This is a genomic window from Pseudonocardia sp. D17 (assembly GCF_036984265.1).
In the GTDB taxonomy this organism is placed as follows: Bacteria; Actinomycetota; Actinomycetes; order Mycobacteriales; family Pseudonocardiaceae; genus Pseudonocardia; species Pseudonocardia benzenivorans.
This window is the reverse complement of the sequence record NZ_BPRG01000033.1, coordinates 88104-110215: the sequence shown is the minus strand read 5'-3', so window position 1 is coordinate 110215 and position 22112 is coordinate 88104. Positions and strand designations below refer to the sequence as shown.

General features: G+C 71.6%; 16 protein-coding genes. 9 read left to right on the top strand and 7 right to left on the bottom strand.

Annotated elements, in window-relative coordinates; translation table 11 throughout:
* Window positions 1-191 precede the first annotated feature (191 nt).
* From PSD17_RS05025 to PSD17_RS05010, 4 genes are read left to right on the top strand one after another with little or no spacing between them, the layout of a single operon-like run.
* The gene (locus tag PSD17_RS05025; protein WP_339121846.1) at window positions 192-4259 is read left to right on the top strand and encodes a TIGR02680 family protein; all 4068 of its coding nucleotides are present in this window, start codon (window positions 192-194) and stop codon (window positions 4257-4259) included.
* A complete protein-coding gene (locus tag PSD17_RS05020) occupies window positions 4256-5740 on the top strand; it encodes a TIGR02677 family protein (RefSeq protein ID WP_339121845.1) in 1485 nt (494 codons plus the stop codon). Before PSD17_RS05025 ends, PSD17_RS05020 begins: the two co-directional genes overlap by 4 nt.
* Window positions 5733-6857, top strand: coding sequence for a TIGR02678 family protein (locus tag PSD17_RS05015; protein WP_339121843.1), 1125 nt, complete (start codon window positions 5733-5735; stop codon window positions 6855-6857). Before PSD17_RS05020 ends, PSD17_RS05015 begins: the two co-directional genes overlap by 8 nt.
* Window positions 6854-8059 carry a TIGR02679 domain-containing protein gene (locus tag PSD17_RS05010; protein WP_013678455.1) on the top strand — a complete coding sequence of 402 codons (1206 nt, stop codon included), beginning with the start codon at window positions 6854-6856 and terminating at the stop codon, window positions 8057-8059. Before PSD17_RS05015 ends, PSD17_RS05010 begins: the two co-directional genes overlap by 4 nt.
* Before the next feature lie 367 nt (window positions 8060-8426).
* Here PSD17_RS05010 and PSD17_RS05005 read toward each other — a convergent pair whose 3' ends face one another.
* Window positions 8427-9449: an AraC family transcriptional regulator gene (locus PSD17_RS05005; protein ID WP_339121839.1), complete on the bottom strand. Its 1023-nt coding sequence runs from the start codon at window positions 9447-9449 to the stop codon at window positions 8427-8429.
* A gap of 225 nt (window positions 9450-9674) precedes the next feature.
* Here PSD17_RS05005 and PSD17_RS05000 point away from each other — a divergent pair, with 225 nt between their 5' ends.
* From PSD17_RS05000 to PSD17_RS04985, 4 genes are read left to right on the top strand one after another with little or no spacing between them, the layout of a single operon-like run.
* Window positions 9675-10841: an SDR family oxidoreductase gene (locus PSD17_RS05000; protein ID WP_339121838.1), complete on the top strand. Its 1167-nt coding sequence runs from the start codon at window positions 9675-9677 to the stop codon at window positions 10839-10841.
* A gap of 28 nt (window positions 10842-10869) precedes the next feature.
* Window positions 10870-11307, top strand: coding sequence for a GlcG/HbpS family heme-binding protein (locus PSD17_RS04995; RefSeq protein ID WP_339121836.1), 438 nt, complete (start codon window positions 10870-10872; stop codon window positions 11305-11307).
* Window positions 11308-11348: 41 nt separating this feature from the next.
* Window positions 11349-12524 (top strand): LLM class flavin-dependent oxidoreductase, encoded by a 1176-nt coding sequence (locus PSD17_RS04990; RefSeq protein WP_339121835.1) that lies wholly within the window; start codon window positions 11349-11351, stop codon window positions 12522-12524.
* A gap of 11 nt (window positions 12525-12535) precedes the next feature.
* A complete protein-coding gene (locus PSD17_RS04985) occupies window positions 12536-12952 on the top strand; it encodes a hypothetical protein (RefSeq protein WP_339121833.1) in 417 nt (138 codons plus the stop codon).
* Between the two features lie 138 nt (window positions 12953-13090).
* Here the strand turns inward: PSD17_RS04985 and PSD17_RS04980 are convergent, their stop codons facing one another.
* Window positions 13091-14593 (bottom strand): matrixin family metalloprotease, encoded by a 1503-nt coding sequence (locus PSD17_RS04980; protein ID WP_296154160.1) that lies wholly within the window; start codon window positions 14591-14593, stop codon window positions 13091-13093.
* A 299-nt stretch (window positions 14594-14892) separates the two neighbouring features.
* Between PSD17_RS04980 and PSD17_RS04975 the strand changes: the two genes are divergently transcribed.
* Window positions 14893-15405, top strand: a complete 513-nt coding sequence (locus tag PSD17_RS04975; RefSeq protein WP_013678449.1) for a hypothetical protein — start codon at window positions 14893-14895, stop codon at window positions 15403-15405.
* 96 nt (window positions 15406-15501) lie between these two features.
* On the opposite strand, the gene PSD17_RS04970 is transcribed toward PSD17_RS04975, so the two are convergent.
* From PSD17_RS04970 to PSD17_RS04950, 5 genes are read right to left on the bottom strand one after another with little or no spacing between them, the layout of a single operon-like run.
* Window positions 15502-16038, bottom strand: a complete 537-nt coding sequence (locus tag PSD17_RS04970; RefSeq protein WP_013678448.1) for a (2Fe-2S)-binding protein — start codon at window positions 16036-16038, stop codon at window positions 15502-15504.
* On the bottom strand, window positions 16035-16910 hold the full coding sequence (locus PSD17_RS04965) for an FAD binding domain-containing protein (protein ID WP_339121828.1): 876 nt from the start codon (window positions 16908-16910) through the stop codon (window positions 16035-16037). The genes PSD17_RS04970 and PSD17_RS04965 overlap by 4 nt, the downstream gene beginning before the upstream one ends.
* On the bottom strand, window positions 16907-19327 hold the full coding sequence (locus PSD17_RS04960; protein ID WP_339121826.1) for a xanthine dehydrogenase family protein molybdopterin-binding subunit: 2421 nt from the start codon (window positions 19325-19327) through the stop codon (window positions 16907-16909). Before PSD17_RS04960 ends, PSD17_RS04965 begins: the two co-directional genes overlap by 4 nt.
* On the bottom strand, window positions 19324-21645 hold the full coding sequence (locus PSD17_RS04955) for a xanthine dehydrogenase family protein molybdopterin-binding subunit (RefSeq protein WP_339121824.1): 2322 nt from the start codon (window positions 21643-21645) through the stop codon (window positions 19324-19326). Before PSD17_RS04955 ends, PSD17_RS04960 begins: the two co-directional genes overlap by 4 nt.
* A complete protein-coding gene (locus PSD17_RS04950) occupies window positions 21642-22109 on the bottom strand; it encodes a (2Fe-2S)-binding protein (protein WP_013678444.1) in 468 nt (155 codons plus the stop codon). The genes PSD17_RS04955 and PSD17_RS04950 overlap by 4 nt, the downstream gene beginning before the upstream one ends.
* Window positions 22110-22112: the final 3 nt, after the last annotated feature.

Sequence of the window (22112 nt, the reverse complement as noted above, 5' to 3'; positions counted from 1 at the left end):
AGGCTCGGGATGAAAGGGCAACACAGTCGGACACCCGCTCACACACTTGAAGTTTCTGGTCTGCGTAATCTACAACTGAGAGGTGCGGGCGCTGATCCGTGGGGGTTTCGACTGCTGCGGTGCGCGAGGTGAAGGGCGTGACTGTCGGTGCTGTGTGTCACGCTCTCTGCGCAGGATCTCAGGAGGTCTGGATGACGGTGGTGGCCGACGCTCGCTGGCGTCCCTCCCGTGCCGGGATCCTCAACGTCTATCAGTACGAGGACGAGACCCTGCACTTCGCCGGTGGCCGGCTGCTGCTGCGCGGGGTGAACGGGTCGGGCAAGTCGACAGCGATGAACATGCTGCTGCCCTTCCTGCTGGAGGCGGACACCCGGCGGATCGACGCCGCGGGCGAGCAGACCGGGGTGCTGAAGTCCTGGATGCTCGCCGACAACGACGAGACGCAACGAACCGGCTATTTGTGGATCGAGTTCGCCCGGCCCGATCCGGAGGTGGCTGGCGGTACGCGCCATCACACAGTCGGCTGCGGGATCCGTGCGAACCGCAGCACGGACCGCGCGACAACGTGGTGGTTCTCCACGCCGCGACGTGCGCGGATCGACTTCGCGCTGACCAACGGCCGCGTGCCCCTCGCCGTCGACGCGTTGCGGGCCGAGCTGGGAAGCGAGGCTGTGTTCACCCAGAGCCAGGTCAGGGAGTACCGGGCCGAGATCGCCAGGCGGTTCTTCGGCGGGGCAGACCCGTCAGGCTACTTCGCCCTGCTGCACCAGGTGCGCAACCCGAGGGTCGGCGACCGGATCGACGCGGACCTGCCCCGCAGGCTGCTGGACGCCCTGCCACCGGTCCCGGAGGACGCCGTCGCCGACGCCGCTCAGCCCCTGGAGGACCTGGAGAGCCATCGGCTCAACGTCCGCGCCCTCGCCCAGACCGACCGGGCGTTGAACAGCATGCTCGAGACCTACCGGCACTACGCCCGCCGGGTGCTGCGTGCGGCGGACCAGCGCACAGCCGCGGCGGTGACGACCGCGCGCTCCGCGCTCCAGCTCCGCGGCAGGCTGCGCGCCGCCAGCGACGCAGCGGACGCGACAGAGGCTCGGCTGCGTGACGAGGTGGGGCAGTTGGAGCGAGAGCACGCCACCGCGGACTCCACCCTCGCCGGTCTGCTTGACTCCGACGCGTACAAGCAGCTCGCCGCGCTCCTCGCCCGTCGTGACCAGGTGAGAAGCCTCGAGTCGGAGGCGGACACGGTCGAGGAGGTTCGCAACGAGGCAGCGCGCCGAGTGCGCGCTGCCGTTGACCTCGTGCGGTCCCGGCGGGGCCGGGTCGACGGTGATCTCAAGATGGTGAGCGACGATCTCGCGGCTGCGGCCCGACACGGCCGGGCCGCCGGTGTGGTCGCCCCGCTGCCCGACGCTCCTGCGCTCCGCACTCGGACCCTCCGCGGCGGCGTCGAAGGACCGGAACCGGACGCAGAGCCGCTCGCGCACGTGACGACCACCGTGGTCTCTGACGCGGTGCGGCGCCGACGAGTGGACGTCGCCCGAGTTAGTGACCTGCTCGCGGAGTCGGAGAAGCAGACCGAGGCGGCATCCCGGGCGGAGCGCGAGGCGCGTGCGGCCGAGCAGATGGCTGACGAGGCCCGTACTGCGGCCGCGGAGTCCCGAGCCACCGCTGAGGCGGCGGGTGCAGACCATCGAGCCGCGGTCGCCGCATGGTGGGGGCGGCTGACCGAGCACGTCCGAGCGATCCCACCCGCCAACCCCGCCGGCAGCGCGAGCTGGCTGACCGTCCCCGCGGCCGTGGATCCGGGAGGTGACGAGCTGCGCGAGTCGGCGCGGTTGCGGCTCGCCGGGGCCGCCGCGGCGGTCGCCGAGACGGAGACTGAGCTGGAGCCGGCGCTGGCCGCGGCGTCGCTGCGCCGGGAACGAGCCACCGCGGACGTAGCCGCGCTCAACCGGGAGCTTGTGGAGGTGCGTGAGGCCAGGGAGCTCCCACTCACCCGGCCTGTATGGCAGGGCGCGGAGCCGCCGGATGCCGTCCTGTTCGCCTCGGTCGTCGACTTCCTCCCCGGTCTCGACGACGGAGCGCGGGCCGCTCTTGAGGCCGCCTGCGAGGCAGCAGGCCTGCTCACCGCCACGATCCGAGCCGACGGCGAGTTGATCGCCGCGGACGGGGAGCTGCTCCTCGGGCCCGGCCCGGCCGTGGAGCCGAACCTCGCCGAGGTCCTCGGTGCGGCACCGCCGGAGGGTGTGGACCCGGCGGCGGTGGCGGCGGCGCTGACCAGGATCGGGCTCGGGGCGTCCTCCGCGGCTGCGCTGTGGGTGGCGCAGGACGGTCGCTTCGGCGCGGGCCCGCTGCGCGGGCGCCACAGGAAGCCCGCCGCGGAGCTCATCGGGGCCGGATCCCGCGCGGCCGCCCGCCTCCGGCGCATCGCGGAGCTGGAGGCCGACCTGGCGGTGGCAGTCGATGGACGGCGCGCCCACCAGCAGGTGCACGATGCTCTGGTCGAGTGGCGCCGTGTGTTGCGCGGCCTGGGTGGCGAGATCCCCGACGCGCGGCGGGTCGACGACACCGCCGCGGTCGCCGCAGGCGCGGTGCAGGATGCGGTACGTGCCGGCGAGCGTGCCGCGCGGGACCGCACGCTGGCGATCGAGGCCGAACGCACGGCCGAGCGCGCATGGGCCACCGCCGAGACCGGTGCGGCGGAGGCAGGCCTGCGGCTGGAGGCGGAGGCTCTGGACGAGATCCGGGGCGCGCTCGTCGAGACGGACGCGGTCCTGCGCAGGCTCCCCGACCGGGTCGACACGGCTCGGCGGTCCTTGGAGGACTGGACATCGGCCGTCGATGCGTGGGAGGCCGAGTCCGAGAGCCTCGAAGCCGCGCAGGACCGCGCCGTCGAGGCCCGCGACCGAGCCACGGCGGCGCGTACCGCACTCTCGGCCACCGAGGCTTCGCTGGGCGAGGAGCCGGAGCGGGTCGCGGCGCAGGTCGACGCCGCCAAGGCGCGGCGCGACGGTCTCGCCGAAGAGATCAAGGCCCGCCGCGCCGCGCACAACCAGGCCATCGGCGCCGCCGCGACCGCTCGCAGTACGGCCCTGTCCGCCGAGGGGGAGGTCGAGCGCTCCGAGCAGGGGTGCAGAGACGCGCGGGCAGCTCTGCTCGAGGTCACTCGGGTGCCGGGACTGTTCTCCGCAGCCCGCGCGGACGATACCGACGACCTGCCCGACCTGCCGGACACCGTGGAAGGCGCCGCCCAGCTGGTGGCAGCGGTGCGGGCCGCCGTCCCCGACCCGCAACGGCCGGTCGACGAGGGCGCACTGGACCGCTCGCTCCGCGGTGTGCGGGACTCGCTCGGGGCCGGCTGGGACGCAGGCACCAGCCGGTTCGGCGACGGCGCGCCCGTCGCCATCGAGGTCTCCGGTCCCTACGGGCGGCGGGTACTGCTCGCCGCGACCGAGCAGGTCGCGGCCGACCTCCGCCGGTCTCAGGGCCTGCTCACCGCCCAGCAGGATCAGGCGCTGCGCAACCTTCTGCACGGCCGGGTGGCGCGGGAGGTGGCCCGGGCCCTCTTCGAGGCTGATGAGCTGGTCAGGGGCATGAACACCATCCTTCGCGCGGTGACCACGAGCCTAGGGATCGGTGTCCGACTGGACTGGCGTCACCGCGGGGACCTCGACCCGGACACCGCCACGGCACTGCGGCTGATGGCGAAGGATCCCGACGCGCGCAGCGACGAGGAGGACGCCGCCGTGCGCGTGGCGGTGTCCGGGCTGGTCGAGGACGCCCGCGCCGCCGACACCGACGCGTCCTACCGGGACGTCATCGGGCGGGTTCTCGACTACCGCAGCTGGCACGAGCTGCGGGTCTACCTGCGCCGCCCGGGCCGTCCGGACGAGCTGCTCAGCAGGCGCTCCCGGCTGTCGGAGGGGGAGAAGAAGCTCGTCACCTACCTGCCCATGGCCGCGGCGGCGTCCGTGTCGGCCACCGCACACGACCCGAACGGGATCGGTGCGCCGCGGCTGATCATGCTGGACGACGCGTTCGCCAAGGTGTCCGAGGACAACCACGAGGGCCTCTTCAGCCTGCTCGTGGGACTGGACCTGGACTTCATCGTGACGAGCGAGCGGCTCTTCGGCACCCACGCGAGCGTCCCGGAGCTCGCCATCACCGAGGTCCTGCGAGACGCGGACCTGCGCACCATCGCGCTGCTGCACTACCACTGGGACGGTCGCCAGCGTACGGAGCTGGCGACGGCATGAGCCGCACCGAGGTCTTCGCCTACGTCACCGAGAGCCCCGACTACCGCTCGATCCTCGGGATCTTCGCCGGGACCTTCTTTGCTGAGCTCACCCCGGAGGACGTGGCCGCACGCCTCGCCGCGACCGGCATCGAGCTGCCGGTGGATACGGTGGCGGTGCGCCTGGAGAGCCTGCGGAACTGGGGCAACCTGGAGGTGTCGGCGTCGGTCGGGGCGGTGAGCACCGTCGCCGACTACTACAAGCGCCGCAACCGCTACCTCATCACCCGCGTCGGCCAGGAGGTGCACGAGCTCGTCGAGAACGTTCTGGCCCAGGTCGACGACGTGCGTGACGTCTCGCTCGGCCGGCTGGACGTCTTGGCCGCCGCTCTGGAGGCGCTGCTGCGGCTGGACGTGCGGGCGGCCTCGCCGGCCACGTTGGCCGACGCGGTGCGGGCGGTGTTCGACCCACACCGCGCCTTCTCCGCCGAGATCACCCAGTTCTTCGCCGCGATCAACCAATGGCAGGCCCGCTTCGATCTGGACGAGTCGGAGTTCGCGTTCTTCTCCGAGGTGCTCGTCGGGTACGTCGGCGAGCGGTTGGAGTCGTTGGAGCGCAAGGCCCGGCCGATCGGGAGGCTGCTGGCGGAGCTGGAGCCCCTGATCCCCGTGGTCGTCGCGAGGGCGCGTGACGGCCTGGCCGCTCGGGTGGCGGAGGCCGGTCTCACGGACGTGCAGGTCCGCTCCGGGCAGGGCGGCACCCCGGCCGACTGGGAGAACCTCGGCAACTGGTTCCGGGGGCGTCCGGGCGTCCCGAGCAGGGTGGCGACCCTCGGCCGTGACGCCGTCAACGCCGTCCGGACCCTGACACAAAACCTCACCCGGCTGTCGCGCTCCGGCGTGGCCGGGTCGTCGCGGCGCGCCGACTACCTCCGCCTGGCCTCGTGGCTCGACGCCGCGGCCCGGGAACGGCCCCACGAGCTCCATCGGCTCGTCGGAGCGGCGTTCGGCCTGTTCGGCAGCCGACACCTCGGGGGTGCGCCCGGAGACCAGGACGATCCGGTGCCGTCGGTGACCTCGTGGTGGACAGCGCCGACCGCGGACATCCCGGTCAGCCTGCGGGAGCGAGGGGACACCACCAACCGTGGCCGCTCCGGGCAGGTCGCGGACCGGTCGGTGCAGCGCGCGCACCTCCTGGCCCGGCGTCGTGCCAAGGAGGAGGCGACCGCTGCCGCGCGCGCCGAGCTCCTCGCCGCTGCCGCATCGGACGGCACCCTCGCGAACGGCACGGCGATGTCGACATCGGCACTGCGCGCGCTGCAGCGGCTCCTCGGTCCTGCGGTCGCGGCGATGGGCCCGACCGGGGAGAAAGGCGAGGCGGAGGCCGACGGGACGCGGTGCATCGTCGAACGCCGAGCGGGCGAGGCCACTACGGTCAGCACGCCCGCCGGCACGCTGGTCGTGCACGAGCTCGGGATCGCCGTGATGGCCGCCGATGCGTGACGATCCGCATCGGCCCGCCGAGCGCATCGCCGCCGCTCGGGCGTTGCTCGCTGACCCCTGGCGGCCCGCTGAGACCGACCCGTCACTCTTCCTGCTCATCCGCCGGCATGCCGAGGTGCTCGACCGCTGGTTCACCCAACGGCTCGGCTATCGCCTCGTCGTCGACGCCGACACTGCGCGGCTGACGAAGAGCGGGCACCTGCCGCACGATCGCCCGCTGCGCACGCGGACGGGCCGCCCGTTCACCGGTCGGGAGTACGTGGCGCTCACCCTGGTGCTCGCGGCCACCGCAGCGGGCCCGGACCGGATCAGCCTGCGTGACCTCGTCCTCCAGTTCCGCTCCGCGGCCGCCGACGCCGGGATCACCCTCGACGGAGGGTCCGCGGAGCGGCGCACGCTGGTCACCGCCCTGCGGTGGCTCATCGAGCGTGGCGTGGTGCGCGAGCTGGACCGATCCGTCGCAGCCTACGAGTCCGACGGCCGGTCGGACGCCCTGCTGGAGATCCGCAACGATCGGTTGCTCATGCTGCATACCCCTGCCCTCGTTGGCGCCGAGTCGGCTGCCGAGCTGATCGAGCGGAGCACCGACCCGGGTGGGCGTGCTGCGTTGCGCCGCAGGCTGGTGGAGGACCCGGTGCTCTACGCCGACGACGTCAGCGCCGAGGACTGGGCCGAGCTGCGCAGGCGGGTCGGCGAGGAGGTCCGGTTCCTGGACGAGATGTTCGGGCTCCGCATCGAGGCTCGCGCCGAGGGCCTCGCGGCGATCGACGTCGACGGCGGTCTCAGTGACATCGTCTTCCCTCGCTCGGGAACCACCGCGCACGTCGCCCTGCTCCTCCTCGCAGCGCTCAGGGACCACCATCGAGACGGCGCCGACCAGAAGGCACTCGACGACGAGGTCGGGCACCTCGTCGGGCGCTACGGACGGTTCTGGCGCAAGGACGCGGTCGCCGACCCCACCGCCCTGCGGCAGGAGGCGGTGGAGCTCCTCCGGGCGATGGGGCTCGTCGCCGTCGACGCCGCCGGGATCGTCCGGCCGAAGCCCGCGGCGGCGCGCTTCGCCCCCGCCGTGGTCGTCGACGACGAGGACGACGATCCGCCGATGATGTTGCTGTGACCGACTTCCTCGCCGTCTCGGAGCTGACGCCGCTGTGGGAGGCCGTCCGCGCTGCGCTCGACCGCAACGGCCTGGAGTGGCGTGGCCGCCTGGCCCTGCCCCTCTTGCCCGCCGAGGGGCGCCGGCGCCTGGGAGTCCTCCTCGAGCGGCCGATCCCCGCGGATCGGCGCTCGGTTCCGCTCGCCGAGCTCGCTGCCGCCGTCGAGAGGCTCTCCCGGACCGATCTCGTCAGTGCGCTGACCGACCTCGGCCATCGGCCGTCGGGGCGTCGGGAAGCACGACTTGCTCATCAGGAGGCCACCCGGCTCCGTCGCGCGGCCGTCGACACCGCGGTCGAGGCCGCCTTCCCGGATGCGACATGGGCGGTCGGGTGGGGCGACTCGGCCTGGACCGACGGGTTGTTCGCGCGCCAGTCACCCGAGGAGGTCCGGACGCTGATTATGGATACCGCGCGGGTACTCCGCCACGCAGGGACAGGCCGTAGTCGCACCGAGCTTGCAGCGCTGCTCCTCGGCAATGCGCACGCGCTGGACTCCTCCGAGCGCATCGCCGTCCTCGTGACGAGGGCTCTGATCGCTCGGGACGGCCCCGAGTCCGAGCGAGTGGTCTGGGAGCGGGCCGGGATGCCTCTCGACCTGGTGTCCGCACCCGTCCTGACCTGGGGACTGCCGCTGCTCGGGGAGGGCGCCGTCGCGCAGTCCTCGCGCGCGATGCGTGGCGCGGGCCTGCCCTTGCATCTGTCGACCGTCGCCTTGCGCGCCGAACCTCTGCGCGTGCCGGACGGGACTCGGGTGCTCGTCGTCGAGAACCCGCGCCTGGTCGAGGCCGCGGCTCAGCGCCGCCTTCCTGCCGCGGTGATGTGCACGAATGGGAATCCGACCACGGCGCCGTCCGAGTGCATCGCAGGTCTGCGCTCGTCGGGCGCCGACCTGCGCTACCACGGCGACTTCGACACCGCGGGCCTGGCGATGGCAGCCCGCGTGGCTGCATCGGGCTGTGCTCCGTTTCTCATGAGCGCGAAGGACTATCGTGCGGCGCTCGTGGTCGCGTCCTCGAACGGGGTCGAGCTGCCACGCGACGGCGGAGTGACTCCGGCGACCCCATGGGATGCGGCGCTCGCGACGGCCTTCGAGGCGTCACGGCTGATCGTCCACGAAGAGCGGGTGATGGACGATGTGCTGGCCTCGCATGCGGCCCGCTGAGCCTGCGGCTCGGGGAATGGTCATGGCCTCTGTCGTGGCCTCCAACTGCGTCCGACGATGCCTGCCGTGTTCTCTTGCGAGCGTCTGAACTGCACCGATGCGACCGACGCCTGCGGCGCCTCCATGGAAGAGATTTCTCGTAATGCGTAGGTCTGGGGTACGACTCCCCAAGGCGGCTCCACCTTCCGCAGGTCCGCGGCCTGTAGAGCGATCTTGAAATCCGTATGGCATGGTGCGTGGAACGTATTGACGTTGTTCGCGCAGGTCAGCGCAGCTTTTCATGCAACGGAGGCGTGGTCGGTTCCCGCCCGGCCTTGGTCGTCTGACCCCAGCGGAGTTCGAGATACGGCTCGACCGCCTGACCGTCCTACCGAACTGGGTCGACCAAGGTCTGGGCAGTCTCATCGGTGACGATGGTGTCGGACGGCAAGAAGCCGAATCTGCGCTGGTAATGCTGTGCGAAACGGCCCAGGTGGTGGAACCCCCAGCGGTGGGCGATCTCGCTGATCGGCACACCCTCGGGGCGCGCGAGCAGGTCCTGACGGGCCCGATCCAGGCGCACGTTGCGGATGTACGTGCCCGGCGACACACCCAGTTCCTCACGGAATCCCACCTGCAGCGCGCGCATGCTCACGCACGCGGCCCGGGCCAGGTCAGGTGCGGTGATCGGCTCGGCGGCGTGCTCGTCGGCGTACTCCATCGCGATGCGGACGTGGGTGCGGCCTGCCGCTCGGCCGGTGGGTGCGAGCAGGTCCTGGTGGTCGTGTGGGATCACCAGCAGCATCTGGCTGATGACGTAGGACTCCAGTTGCGCCCGGACGAGGGGGAGCTCGGCCGTGCCGCCTGGTCGCGCGAGCTCGGCCTTCAGGTGGCGCACCGCGGCGAGCAGGCTCTGCCCGTGCGCGGAGCTCAGGTCGAAACCCAGGTCGAACCGGATGGGTGCGTCGACCGGTCGGCCTGTGAGGGCCGCGAGCTGGCCCTCCATGGCCGTCCGGGGGATCTTGATCGCGTACTGCACCGCGTCCGGGTTCCACCGCACGAGGTAGGGCTCGGCGAAGCCGAACGCCGCTCCACCACGGCCGCCGTCGGTCGCCGCCGAGCGCTTGCCCTGGCGCACCTGCGTGCTGCCGGCCAGCGTGAGGTTGACGTGGTAGCAGGAGAGCATGGGTGGACAGAGGAGCTCGACGTCGGCTCCATAGCGCAGGTGCCCGAGGGTGAGCTGCCGCGAGTGGAGGTAGGCGAGCCTGAAGTCCAGTGGCCGGCTGTCGTGCGAGGTCAGCTCGTGGGGGATGTAGACCGTGGTGATGTGGTGCCTGGCTTCGGCGAGGTCGTGTGCCTCGCGGATCGGCGCTGGGTCTGTTCCCGGGATCACTTCTGCCTGCTGTGTCATCGTGACCGGACTCCGTCGTCCCGACCTGGTGGCGGTCCGGCCGACGCTAGCACCGGAGCACTGCTACCGGGCCGCACGTGCGTTTCCCGGACACGACCGGTGCGTGCAGCGGACATCCCGGGTGGGCGTGCGCGTGGTGACCTCGGATCGTGCGTTTCCGGGATACTCGGCCCACGGGTGTGCGCCGCAGGCTCTCCTGCATGCCGGTTGACGAGCAGCAGACGGATGGCGGGGCAGCGGGTCCGTTGGCCGGGATCACCGCACACCGGGCGCGTTCGGCGCCAGCGGGAGCTCGACGAGCTCGTGGCCGGTTGGACCCGGACGCTCGATGCCGACGACCTGCTGGGTCCGCTGCACGAGGCCGGCGTGCCTGCCGGCCTCACCTACACCGCCGCCGACATGGTCGACGACCCGCACTTCCGGGCCAGGCAGGCGATCGTTCGGCTCGACCGGCTCGGCTCGTTCCCGACGCCGACCGTGGCACCTGGACTGTCCGGCACGCCGGGCGAGGTCCGGTGGCTGGGACCGGAGCTCGGCAAGCACAACGAGGAGATCTACGGCGGCCTGATCGTCGCCGGGGAACAGCGCGGGCAGTGGGCCGCGCGCGGAACATCCGAGGAGAGAAGTCCGATGGGAAAGCTCGATGGCAAGAACGTCGTCATCACTGGCGCCACCGGTGGGCAGGGACAGGCCGCGTGCCGCCTGTTCTGCGAGGAGGGCGCCCGGGTACTCGGCACTGATCTCGACGAGCAGGCCGGTACCCAGCTCGCGGAGGAACTACGCGGCAAGGGGTACGACTTCGCATTCGTGGCCGCGGACCTGTCCGGATCGGCAGGGTGCGAGCGGTTCGCGGGTGAGGTCGGCGCCCGGTTCGACCAGGTGGACGTGCTCTACAACAACCACGGAATCATCCTGGGCAAGCCGCTGCTGGAGACGACCGAGCAGGAATGGGACCTGGTCCACGACGTGGACCTCAAGAGCGTCTTCCTGCTCACCAAACAGATCGCCCCGTTGATGCTCGACCACGGCGGCTCGATCATCAACGTGTCGTCCGTCGGCGGGCTCGTGGCGTTCGAGAACATGGCAGCCTACGGCGCCGCCAAGGGCGGGCTCGCCATGTTCTCCAAGGCCGCGGCGGTCGACCTCGCGCCGTACGGCATCCGCGTCAACGCGATCTGCCCCGGCGTCGTCGACACCCCGATGCCCCGCAACTTCATCAGCGGGCTGGCGGAGAAGGACGCGATCTGGCAGGGCTTCGAGGACGGCCACCTCGTGGGCAGGCTCGGCCGTTCCGAGGAGATCGTCTCGCTCGCGCTCTACCTCGCGAGCGACGACTCGACGTTCATGACCGGCGCCGCGATCCCCATCGACGGCGGCTGGTCCGTCCGATGAACCGATTCCCCATCCGAGGAGCAGTGACATGACCGATGTGACCAGGACCGCCAGCGTCTCGACGATCACCGCAGAATTCGCCCAGGAGCTCGTCGTCCGGGCGGTCGAGGCGGCAACCGCGAACGGCAGGCCCATGGTGATCACGGTGTGCGACCGGGAGGGCACCCTCAAGGCGTTCGTCCGGATGGACGGGGCGCCGTTGCTGTCGGTGCAGATCTCGCAGGACAAGGCCTACACGGCCGTCGCGTTCGGCATCCCGACCGACCAGTGGCACGAGTTCATCAAGGACGACGAACCGCTTCGGATCGGGATCCCGCACACACCCCGCCTGGTGACCTTCGGCGGCGGCTACCCCCTCGTCGTCGACGGCGAGATCGTCGGCGGCATCGGCGTCAGCGGTGGGCACTACAACGACGACATGGTCGTTGCACAGGGCGCGCTGCGGGCCGTCGGCCTCGCGGACTGACCTGCATCCCCATCAACTCCGCACACCCGAGGAGCACCCCCGTGAGCAGCGCAGCAGAACGTCTGGGTCTCGCCCCCGCCACTCCACGGCCGGAAAACCAGCGCACACCGGTCGCCGACGGTCGCACCACACACCCGATCTTCAACGACCAGCCGCTCAAGCTCGGGCTGTTCGGCACCAACTGCTCGTACGGGCTGACCATCAGCCACGCCGAGACCACCTACGAGCCGACCTGGGAACACACGCTCGAGATCGCGCAGAAGGCCGACAGGCTCGGCTTCGAGGCCCTCGTGCCAGTAGCCCGTTGGCGCGGCTTCGGCAGCACCACCAACTTCAACGGCACCTGCTTCGAGACCTATACGTGGGCGACCGGCCTGGCCGCGCTCACGGAGAACATCGGCATCTTCGCCACCTCGCACCTGCCCACGGTGCACCCGATCGTCGCGGCGAAGATGGCGACGACTGCCGACCACGTTTCCCACGGCCGCTTCGGGCTCAACCTCGTCATGGGTTGGTTCACTCCGGAGATGGAGATGTTCGGCGCGGAGCAGCGCGAGCACGACCAGCGCTACGTCTACGGCCAGCAGTGGATCGACTTCGTGAACAAGCTCTGGACGGAGGAAGGCTCCTTCGACTTCGTCACCCAGGACTTCACCAGCCTCGACGTCGAGTCCTACCCGAAGCCCTACCAAGGCCCACGCCCGGCGCTGATCAATGCAGGAAACTCCAAGTCCGGCATCGACTTCTCCGCCCGCAACGTCGACGTCAACTTCGCCGCGATGGACACGGTCGAGACGATGAACGGTTACACCTCACAGCTGAAGGCAAAGGCGCGCGACGACCACCAGCGCGAGATCCAGACCATGACCTACGGCCTGATCGTCTGCCGCGACACCGAGGACGAGGCCAAGCGCGACTTCCAGCACATCGTCGACATGGGCGACCGCGACGGCGCGAACAACGTGATGAAGGTGCTCGGCATGCAGAGCGAGTCCTTCGCCTCGCAGCTCGCGTCTTACCAGGAGCGCTTCATCGCCGGCTGGGGCGGCTACCCGATTGTCGGCACCCCAGAGCAGGTCGTGGAGGACATGCAGCGCATCCACGACATCGGCGGGATGGACGGGATGATCATGGGAATGCTCGACTACAACCAGGAGATCGACTACTTCGGCGACAACGTTCTACCCCTGCTGAAGCAGGCCGGCCTGCGTCACTGAGGAGATCGCCCATGTCTGTCCCGATCTGTGAGGTGGGCCCCCGGGACAGGCTGCGGAACGAGCCGGTCGGCGGCATCGAGCGCTGCCCGTTCACCCCGCGAGCCACCGGCAACATCGCCGCCGAGGAACTGCTCGATCCGCTCGACGAGGAGGGCGGCGACACCGGTATCGACATCGACGAGGTCACCGGGTCGCGGAGTGGCTCGAGACGACACCACGTGACGCGGTCGAATGCGCTGCCGGCGGCGTCGAGGATCGTGCCGCGGAGCGGGTCTCAGCGACCGGCGCAACGATCTTTGCCGCGGAACGGTTCGTGGAACGAAACGACGGCGCCCGGTGTCCAGGTGTTCACGAGGAAGGGCGTGACGTGCGCCGATGGACTCAGCGGGCACCCTGAACACACCGATCGTCATTCTCCTAGTGCGTAGGTCTGGGGTTCGACGCCCCAAAGGCGGCTCTCATCAGGGCGTTTCACCCTCGGACGAATTGCCCCACTGGGGCGCGTACGGTCCCGTTGGACCTGCCACCGGCAAGCGGATTGCGCGGTGACGGCCTGACGGTGCGCGTCAGTAGAGGGACCACCAGAGCGTGTTGTCGCCGGAGACCCCCTTCCACATCATGAAGGTGCGGTCGTCGAGACTACCCAGACCCGGGCCGCGGCTGGTTCCGACGTCCTCGACGCGGATCTGCGGAGAGAACTCGCGACCGTTGAACGCGCACCAGTAGATGCCGGAGTCGCCCTCGACGCCCTTCCAGGCCAGGAGGATCCGGTCGACGTGGTGCGCGGCCGCCGGTCCGTGCGTGGACCCGGGGGTGATCCAGACGCCTCCGCCGATGTCGAGGCTGAAGTCCTCGGCCTGGATCAGCCTGCGGGGCTGCCAGAGCTGGTCCTCGCCGGAACCGCGGGAGCTGTACCAGAGGGCGTGGTCGTCCCCGACCCCGCGCCAGAACAGGTAGAGGCGGCGGTTCAGCACCGCCAGGGCGGGGCCGTGCCCGGATGCCGCGTCGGGAACGCGTTGCTGCGGAGCCCAGCCGCCCGCCTGCCACAGTGACCAGTAGATGCCGGTGTCGTCGCCGGCACCCTTCCAGGCGGCGACGGAGTCGGTGAAGGAGGCCAACGCGGGGCGCGCGCTCGTGCCGGCGCCCGGCATCTGCCGGGGTTGGCTCCAGCCGTTGCCGGGGTTGACGTTCCACCACAGCGTGGAGTCACCGGCGGCGCCCTTCCAGAGCATCATCAGCCCGGTCGACGGCGTTCCGTCACGAAGGTCGTAGGACGCGAGCGCCGGCCCGTCGGTCGAGGCTGCGCCCGCGATGCGCTCCTGCGGTGTCCACGAGCCGGCGCGGAACCGGGAGTGGTAGATCGTGCGGTCCCCGTTCGACCCGCGCCAGACGGCACTGAGCTCGCGGCTGCTGCCGCCGAAGCTCGCGAACCCCGATGCCGCGAGCGCCGGCCGGTCGTCGGTGGCGCGGTCGCCCAGCTGAGCCTGCGGCGACCAGGGCGCGTAGACGTCGTTGATCGCGTCGCGGCTGTCCTGGTCGATGACCACCACGTCGAGGCCGAACGGGTACATCACCGACGCCTCGTCGCCGGAGTGGGTCAACCCCAGGGCGTGACCCATCTCGTGGATCGCCGTGGCCTTCATCGAGGTCGCGGTGAAGTTGCGCGCGGTCGTGAAATGGATCGTCCCGTCGGGTGGGAACTCGCCGTTCCCGACGCTGCTGGTGTCGAAGAAGTCGGGCTGGACGTCCGCGCCGACGAAGGCGGCCCTGATGTCGGCGGGCGGGTTGCTGTCGGGCGGGACGCGGGTCAGGGTGAGCGGGGACCACGCATCGGCCCACAGTTCGAACGCATCGGCGATCCAGTCGGCGATGTTCTGTGAGGAGAGTCTGCCGCCGGCGTCGTACTCGACGCCGCCGCCGGAAGGGTCGACGGAGTAGGTCAGGTCGGTGCCGGGCCAGCGGCCCGCGGGCGGGCCGTAGGCGCTGGGGTGCAGGCCGCTGCTCCCGGGAGGATTCGCCTTTCGGCAGCGTGGCGTGCCGAGTTCGGCTCCTCCGAGCGGAAAGGCCATGACGTCCCCCCTTGGCGCACCGCATCGGATTTGCGGCGTGTGGCGGGTTGCTCGGTCGTGCACTGCGCGTCGTTACCCGGATGCGGGGTGTCAGTGTTGTGTGTCGGGTTCACGGCCCGCCGCGGATGGCGGAGCCCGGCCCATCGGTGGGCGCGGTGTCGGCCGATCGGAGGGGTGGGGGATCCCCCTGGGCGGGGTCCGATCGAACGACGGTCGCACCTGGCCGTCTCGGAGATGGTGGTCACACCGGACGCCCCGACACGGAGGGCGCCGGACGGACACACCCACCAGGAGGAGCCATGACGAACCAGGAACAGACCCCCGGGCGCGGCCGGCGCTGGCGCCGGCGTGCAGCGGCCGTCGCCGTCGGCGTCGTCGTCACCGGGGTGCTCGGCGCGACGGCGGCGCAGGCGAGCACGCCGTCGCCGACCGCGGCCTCCGGGACGATCACTGTCGACGGCGAGTGGCGTCTGATGAAGGGCTGGACCAGCGAGTCGGTCCCCGCCTACAGCTGTCCGGCCGACCACCCTTACCTCACCAAGGACAAGTACGCACCGGACTTCACGACGCTGCCGCCCGGGCTCGAGATTCTCGAGAGCCCCTGGGACAGCAGCCGGCCGTGGCCGATCGGCGTCTCGATCACCGGGTGGGAGCTGACGCCGGATCCGAGGGACCCGCAGCACTGGAGCCTGATCACGGGGACGAAGACGGGGCCGCTGAACTCCAGCGCGACGAACTGGCTCACGACCGATGCCTACTACAAGGTCCGGCTCCACTGCACCGACGACCTGGCCGAGGCCGGCCGGCGCTGAGTGACGCCCGGCCGGCCCCGGGGCGGGTCGGTACCCCGGGCCCGGCGCCTGCGCCGCCGAGGAGTCGCGTGATTCGGCGCGACACCGGCGGCGCCTTCAGCCGCGCATCCGCTGCGCCGCGTCGAGCACCGAGCGCACGATGGAGTCATAGCCCGTGCAGCGACACAGGTTGCCGGACAAGCCCTCCCGCACCTCGGCCGCGTCGGGGTCCGGGTTGTCGGCCAGCAGCTCCGTCGCCGTCATCAGCATGCCCGGCGTGCAGAACCCGCACTGCAGGCCGTGGTTGTCCCAGAACGCCTCCTGCAGCGGGTTGAGCGCGTTGCCGGCGGCCAGCCCCTCGACGGTGGTGATCGTGGCGCCGTCGGCCTGCACCGCCAGCATCAGGCACGCCCGCGCCGAGCGACCGTCGACCAGGATGGTGCACGCTCCGCACACGCCGTGCTCGCAGCCGAGGTGGGTGCCGGTGAGGCCGCACGTGTGCCGCAGGAAGTCCGCCAGCGTGACCCGGGGCTCGCAGTCGGCGGTGTAGGCGTGCCCGTTGACGGTCACCGTGATCGACTCGGTGTTGCGCTGTGACGTCGACTCGCTCGCCAGCTCGCGCTGGGACGTCGACCCGCTCGCCAGTTCTGTCATCGCTCCACTCCGCTCCGCTCGACGGCCGCTCCCAGTGCCCGCTGCACCAGCAGCCGGGCGACGTGTCGCCGGTACGACGCCGGAGCGTGGACGTCGTCGGCCGGATGGATGCTCGCGTCGACGGTGGCCGCTGCGGCCTCGAGGACATCTGCGGTCGGCCTCGCCCCGCTGAGCGCGGCCTCCGCGGCGTGCAGCCGGACCGGGACGGAGTCGACCCCGCTCGCGGCCAGCCGCACCAGGTCGACGGTGCCGTCGTCGGCGAGGTGGACCGCGGCGACCACCCCGACGACGGCGAAGTCGCCGTGCCGGCGGGCCAGCTCCTCGACGGCGACACCGGTGCGGTCGGGCAGCCGTGGCAGCCGGACGCCGACCAGCACCTCGTCGGGTGCCATCACCGTGGTGAAGGTGCCGGTGAAGAAGTCCTCGGCCGCGACGGACCGGGTGCCGCCGGGGCCCTCCAACACCAGCTCCCCGCCGAGCGCGGTGACCACCGCGGGCAGCTCCGCTGCAGGGTCGGCGTGCGCGAGGCTGCCGCCGACGGTGCCCCGGTTGCGGATCGTGACGTGCCCGACGTAGCGCAGCGCCTGTGGCAGCAGTGGCACCGCCGCCGCGGCGACGTCGCTGAGCTCGACGTCGCGCTGCCGGGCCATCGCTCCGATCAGCAGGCTGCCGTTGTCCTGCTCGATGCGGTCGAGCCCGCCGACCCGGTTGATGTCGACGAGGATCGACGGTCGGGCGAGCCGGAAGCTCATCAGCGGCACGAGGCTCTGGCCGCCGGCGAGCACCTTCGCGTCGGAGCCGTGCTCGGCGAGCAGCGCGACGGCCTCCCGGACGTCGCCGGCCCGGGCGTAGCGGACGGCCGGTGGCTTCATCGCGCGTCCTCCTCGGTGCGGGCCTGTCCGGTGGGGGTCTGCCCGATGGGGGTCTGGGCGGCCTGGATCAGGTCGAGCAGCCGCGGCGGCGTGATCGGGAACCGGGTCACCGTCACCCCGAGGTCGCTGAGCGCGTCGTCGACGGCGCTGGCGACGAGCGAGACGCCGGCGATCGTGCCCGCCTCCCCCACCCCCTTGATCCCGCCGGGAATGTCCGGGGCGGGCGTCTCCTGGTGGAAGAAGTGGAACGGCGGGATCTCCATCGCCGTCGGCAGCAGGTAGTCCATGAAGCTGGCCGTGCGCAGCTGGCCCTCCTCGTCGTAGACGAGCTCCTCCAGCAGCGCCCCGCCGAGGGCCTGGGCGAGCCCGCCCGCCAGCTGGCCGTCCACCAGCATCGGGTTGATCACCGTGCCGCAGTCGTGGGCCTGCAGGCAGTCCAGCAGGGTGACCGCGCCGGTGCCCCGGTCGACCTCCACCAGCAGCGCGGTGCATCCGTAGGAGGTGGCCATGTTGGGTGGGTCGAACACGTCGACCTCCTCCAGCGTCGGCACCTCCGACTCGGGCATCTTGTTCAGCAGCCTGCGGTAGGCGGCGTCGCCCACGTCGCGGGTCGTCACCGAGCGCGACGTCGTGCCCTTGACGCTGATCACGCCTTTCTCGATCTGCAGGTCGTCGGGCGAGGCCTCGAGCAGCTCCGCGGCCACGCGGAGGATCTTCGCCTGCAACCGCTCGGTCGCCCGCAGGATCGCCGCGCCGCCGAGCGGGGCGGCCCGGCTGCCGCCCGTGCCGTAGCCGGTGTAGGGGCAGGAGTCGGTGTCGCCGGTGACCACGACGACGTCCTCCATCGGGATGCCGAGCCCGTCGGCGGTCAGCTGCGCGTAGATCGTGTGCGTACCCTGACCCATGTTGATCTGTCCGGAGTAGACCGTGACCTTGCCGACGGAGTCCATCCGCACGGTCACCTCGTCGAAGCCGGAGTGGGCCAGGCCGACCAGGTTGAGGATCCGGCTCGGCCCGTAGGCGCTCGGCTCGATGTGGAACGAGTAGCCGATGCCGAGCGAGCGCCCCTCGGCCCGCGCCGCGGCCTGCCGGTCCCGCCAGCCCAGCTCGTCGACCTTGCTCATCGCCAGGTCGAGGCAGGCGGCGTAGTCGCCGCTGTCGTAGGTGAACGCGACCCCGCTGAAGAACGGGAACTCCTCGGGCGCCGGGAAGTTCTTGCGGCGGATCGCCGCGCGGTCCATCCCCAGCTCCCGGGCGGCGATCTCGATCAGCCGCTCGTGCACGATGTTGGCCTTCGGCACGCCCCAGCCGCGGTAGGAGCCGTACGGCGACCGGTTGGTGACGACGGCCTTCACCGTCACGTCCAGGTTCGGGATCTTGTAGGGGCCCATGCAGGTGAGCACCGACGCCCACGGCGGCCCGGCGCCGACCGTGCCCAGCGCTCCGCCGAGCACGCCGTAGGAGATCCCCCGCAGCCCGAGGATCGTGCCGTCGTCGCGCAGCGCCATCTCGAAGTCCAGGCGCTGGTCGCGGGAGTGCGAGGTGGCAACGAAGCTGTCGAGCCGGTCCTCGATGAGCTTGACGGGGCGGCCGGTGCGCCGCGAGAGCACCGCGGCGATCACCTCCTCGCCGTAGAAGTCGAACTTGTTGCCGAAACCGCCGCCCAGGTTGGGGGTGCGCACCCGGATCTTGTGCACCGGCACCCCGAGCACCTCGGAGAGCAGGTCACGGGCCAGGTTCGGCGACTGCGTGGACAGGTGGACGTCGACGGTCCCGGCGAAGTCGTCCCACTCGACGATGCAGCCCCGCGGCTCCAGCGGGCAGCCGAACGCCCGGCCGTGGGTGAAGCTCTCCCGGACCACCACGTCGGCCTCGGCGAAGGCGGCCTCGGCGTCGCCGGCGGTATACGTGAGCGAGCCGCTGACGTTGTCGGGCCAGTCGTCGTAGAGCTTCGGCGCGTCCGGGGCGAGCGCCGCGTCGAGGTCGGCGACGACCGGCAGCGGCTCGTAGTCGACCTCGATCAGCTCCAGCGCGTCCTCGGCCACGTAGCGGTTCACCGCCACCACGGCCGCGACCGCCTGGCCGACCCAGCGGACCCGCTCGACGGCCAACGCGTGGGTGCGCGCGATCCGCTGGTCGGGGATCGGGAACCAGATCACCGGCTGCTCGCCCGCGACGGCCGCCAGGTCGCGGCCGGTGATGACGTCGAAGACGCCGGGCAGCTCGCGGGCCCGGCTGACGTCGATGCCGGTGATCCGGGCGTGCGCCAGCGGACTGCGCAGCACCGCTGCCTCGATCATCTTGGGCACCGTGACGTCGTCGACGTACTGGCCGCGGCCCGCGAGCAGCCGCGGGTCCTCGGTGCGCCGCACCCTGGTTCCGGTGTAGGTGGTCCTGTCGGGTTCAACGATGGTCATCGCACGTGCTCCTCGTCGTTCCTCAACTCGGCTGTCTGCAGCGCCGCGAGGACCTCCTCCGGCGTGATCGGGATGTTGTTCAGCGGTCGGCCGATCGCGTCGCTGACCGCGTTGGCGATGACCGCGGCGGGCAGCAGGATCGGGCCCTCCCCGACGCCCTTGGCACCGTGCGGGCCGTCGGGGTCGGGGTGTTCGAGGGGGAAGAACTCGACGCGGGGCACGTCGCCGGCCAGCGGCAGCCGGTAGCTCTCCAGCGTCCGCTCGCGGTAGCGGCCGTCCTCGCCGATCCGCAGGCTCTCGTGCAGCGCGTACCCGATGCCCTGGGTCACCCCGCCCATCACCTGGCCGTAGGTGCCGTCCGGGCTGATCACCGCCCCCACCTCCTGCGCGACCAGGTAGCGCAGTACCTGCACCGTGCCGGTGACCGGGTCGACCTCCACCTCGGCCAGGTGCACGTGGTAGGTCGGCGTCGGGAACGACGGCAGCATCAGCCCGGTGGCACAGCCGGGGTTGAAGTCCGGGAACGGGGTGACGAACGACCCGGTGCCCTGGATCGGCCCGACGGTGTTCGTGGCCGTCGCGGCGACCACGGCGATCGGGACGCTGGTGCCCGGTGCGCCCTTGACCCGGACCGTCCCGTCGGCGACCTCGAGGTCGTCGGCCGCGGCCTCCAACAGCCCCGCCGCGACGTCCTTGAGCTTCGTGATCACCTCGTCGGCGGCGATCTGCGAGGCCTTTCCGACGATCCGGGTGGTGCGGCTGCCCTGCGACCCCGCGTCGAACCCGGCGACGTCGGTGTCGGGCAGCGTGACGAACACGTCCGACGGCGGGATGCCGAGCCGTTCCGCCACGATCTGCGTGACGCCCATGGACACCGCACCCGAGCCGTTGTCCGTGGCCGCGGTGATCACCGCGGCGGTTCCGTCCTCGTGCAGCTTCACCACGGCCGTGCCGGGCATCGGGTTGGTCAGCCACCAGGCCGCGGCGATCCCGATGCCGCGGTAGGGCCGCCGCTCCGCCTCCAGCTTCGCCCACGGCGCCGCCGCCTCGATCGCCTCGAAGCCCTCACGCAGGATCCCGGCGTCGGTCAGCACCTGCCCGTTGAGCAGCTCCTCGCCGTCGTCGAACAGGTGGCGCAGCCGGTACTCCCGCCGGTCGACGCCCAGCTCGGCGGCGATGTGGTCCATGTGCCGCTCGACGGCGTGGTACAGGTAGGTGCCGTTGACACCGCGGAACGCGCCGGTCGGGGCCGTGTTCGTGTAGACGAGCCGGGCCGTCACCCGCGTCGGGCCGGCCCGGTAGACACCGCGCGCGCAGTGCAGCGCGATGCTGGCCAGCCAGGGCATCTCCCCGCTGTAGGCGCCGTTGTCGGCGATCACCTCCAGCTCGCGGGCGATGATCGTGCCGTCCTCGTCGAGTGCGGACCGCACCCGGGTGATCGCCCCCTCCCGGCTGGGGCAGGTGATCAGGTCCTCGGTGCGGGTGTTGACGAGCTTGACCGCCCGCCCCCGCGCCGCCTTCGACAGCAGCGCGGCGTACGGCTCCAGTGCCGCGTCGAGCTTGGCGCCGAACCCGCCGCCGATCGTGTGTCCGACGATGCGCACCGCGGACGGCCGGACGTCGAGGAACTGCGACACCCGGTCGCGGACGTTGTAGGGGAACTGGTGCGCCGTGTGGACGGTGAAGCGGCCGTCGCGGTAGATCCCGACCGCGCTCTTGGGCTCGATGTAGGCCTGGTACTGGCGCTGCACCACGAACTCGTCGGTGACGACCCGGTGGGCCCTGGCGAAGGCGTCGTCGACCCCGGGCGGGTCGGACACCGACTCGGCGGCGAGGTTCCCGTGGCGCGGGTAGTCGGCGTCGGGGCCGAGGGCCGGGACGTAGCTCTCCCAGTCGGGATGCACGAGAGGCGCGTCGGGGCGCAGCGCCGCGTCGAGGTCGACCACCGCGGGCAGTGGCTCGATCTCGAGCACGACGGCTGCCGCGGCCTCCCGGGCCAGCTCAAGGGTGTCGGCCGCCACCGCGGCGACCGGCTGGCCCTCGTAGAGCACCCGGTCGGCGGCGAACAGCCGCTGGTCGCGCAGCACCCAGCCGGCCCGGGTGTCGGGCGCGTCCGCCGCCGTGACCACGGCGTGCACCCCGGGCATCGCCAGCGCCGGCGCGGTGTCGAGCCGGGTGATCCGGCCCGAGCTGACGGGCGAGCGCACCAGCGCGCCCCAGATCATGCCCGGCTCGGCGTGGTCGACGCCGTACTCGGCCTCGCCGCTGGCCTTCGCACGCCCGTCGCTGCGCGGGACGCGCTCGCCGATGACGCTCATCGTCGGTTCCTCCCGGAGATCGTCGCGGCGACCGCGTCGAGGATCTGGCTGTAGCCGGTGCAGCGGCAGATGTTGCCGGCCAGCGCCTCGCGCAGCTCCGGCTCGGACGGTTCGGGGTTCTCCCGCAGCACGGCGACGAGGGTCGTCAGGAAGCCGGGCGTGCAGAACCCGCACTGCACGCCGCCGGCGGCGACGAACGCGGCCTGCAGCTCGCGACCGAGGTCGTCGTCGGCGAGGCCCTCGACGGTCTCGACCGAGCGCCCGGACGTGGCGGCGGCCGAATAGATGCACGAGTCCACGGGCAGCCCGTCGACCAGCACCGTGCACGCGCCGCACTCGCCCTCGTTGCAGCCCTCCTTGGTGCCGGTCAGCCGCAGCCGCTCGCGCAGCATCCCCAGCAGCGTCTCGGCCGGCTCGATCTCGACCTGCGCCTGCCTGCCGTTGACGGTCAACGTGACGTCCACCGC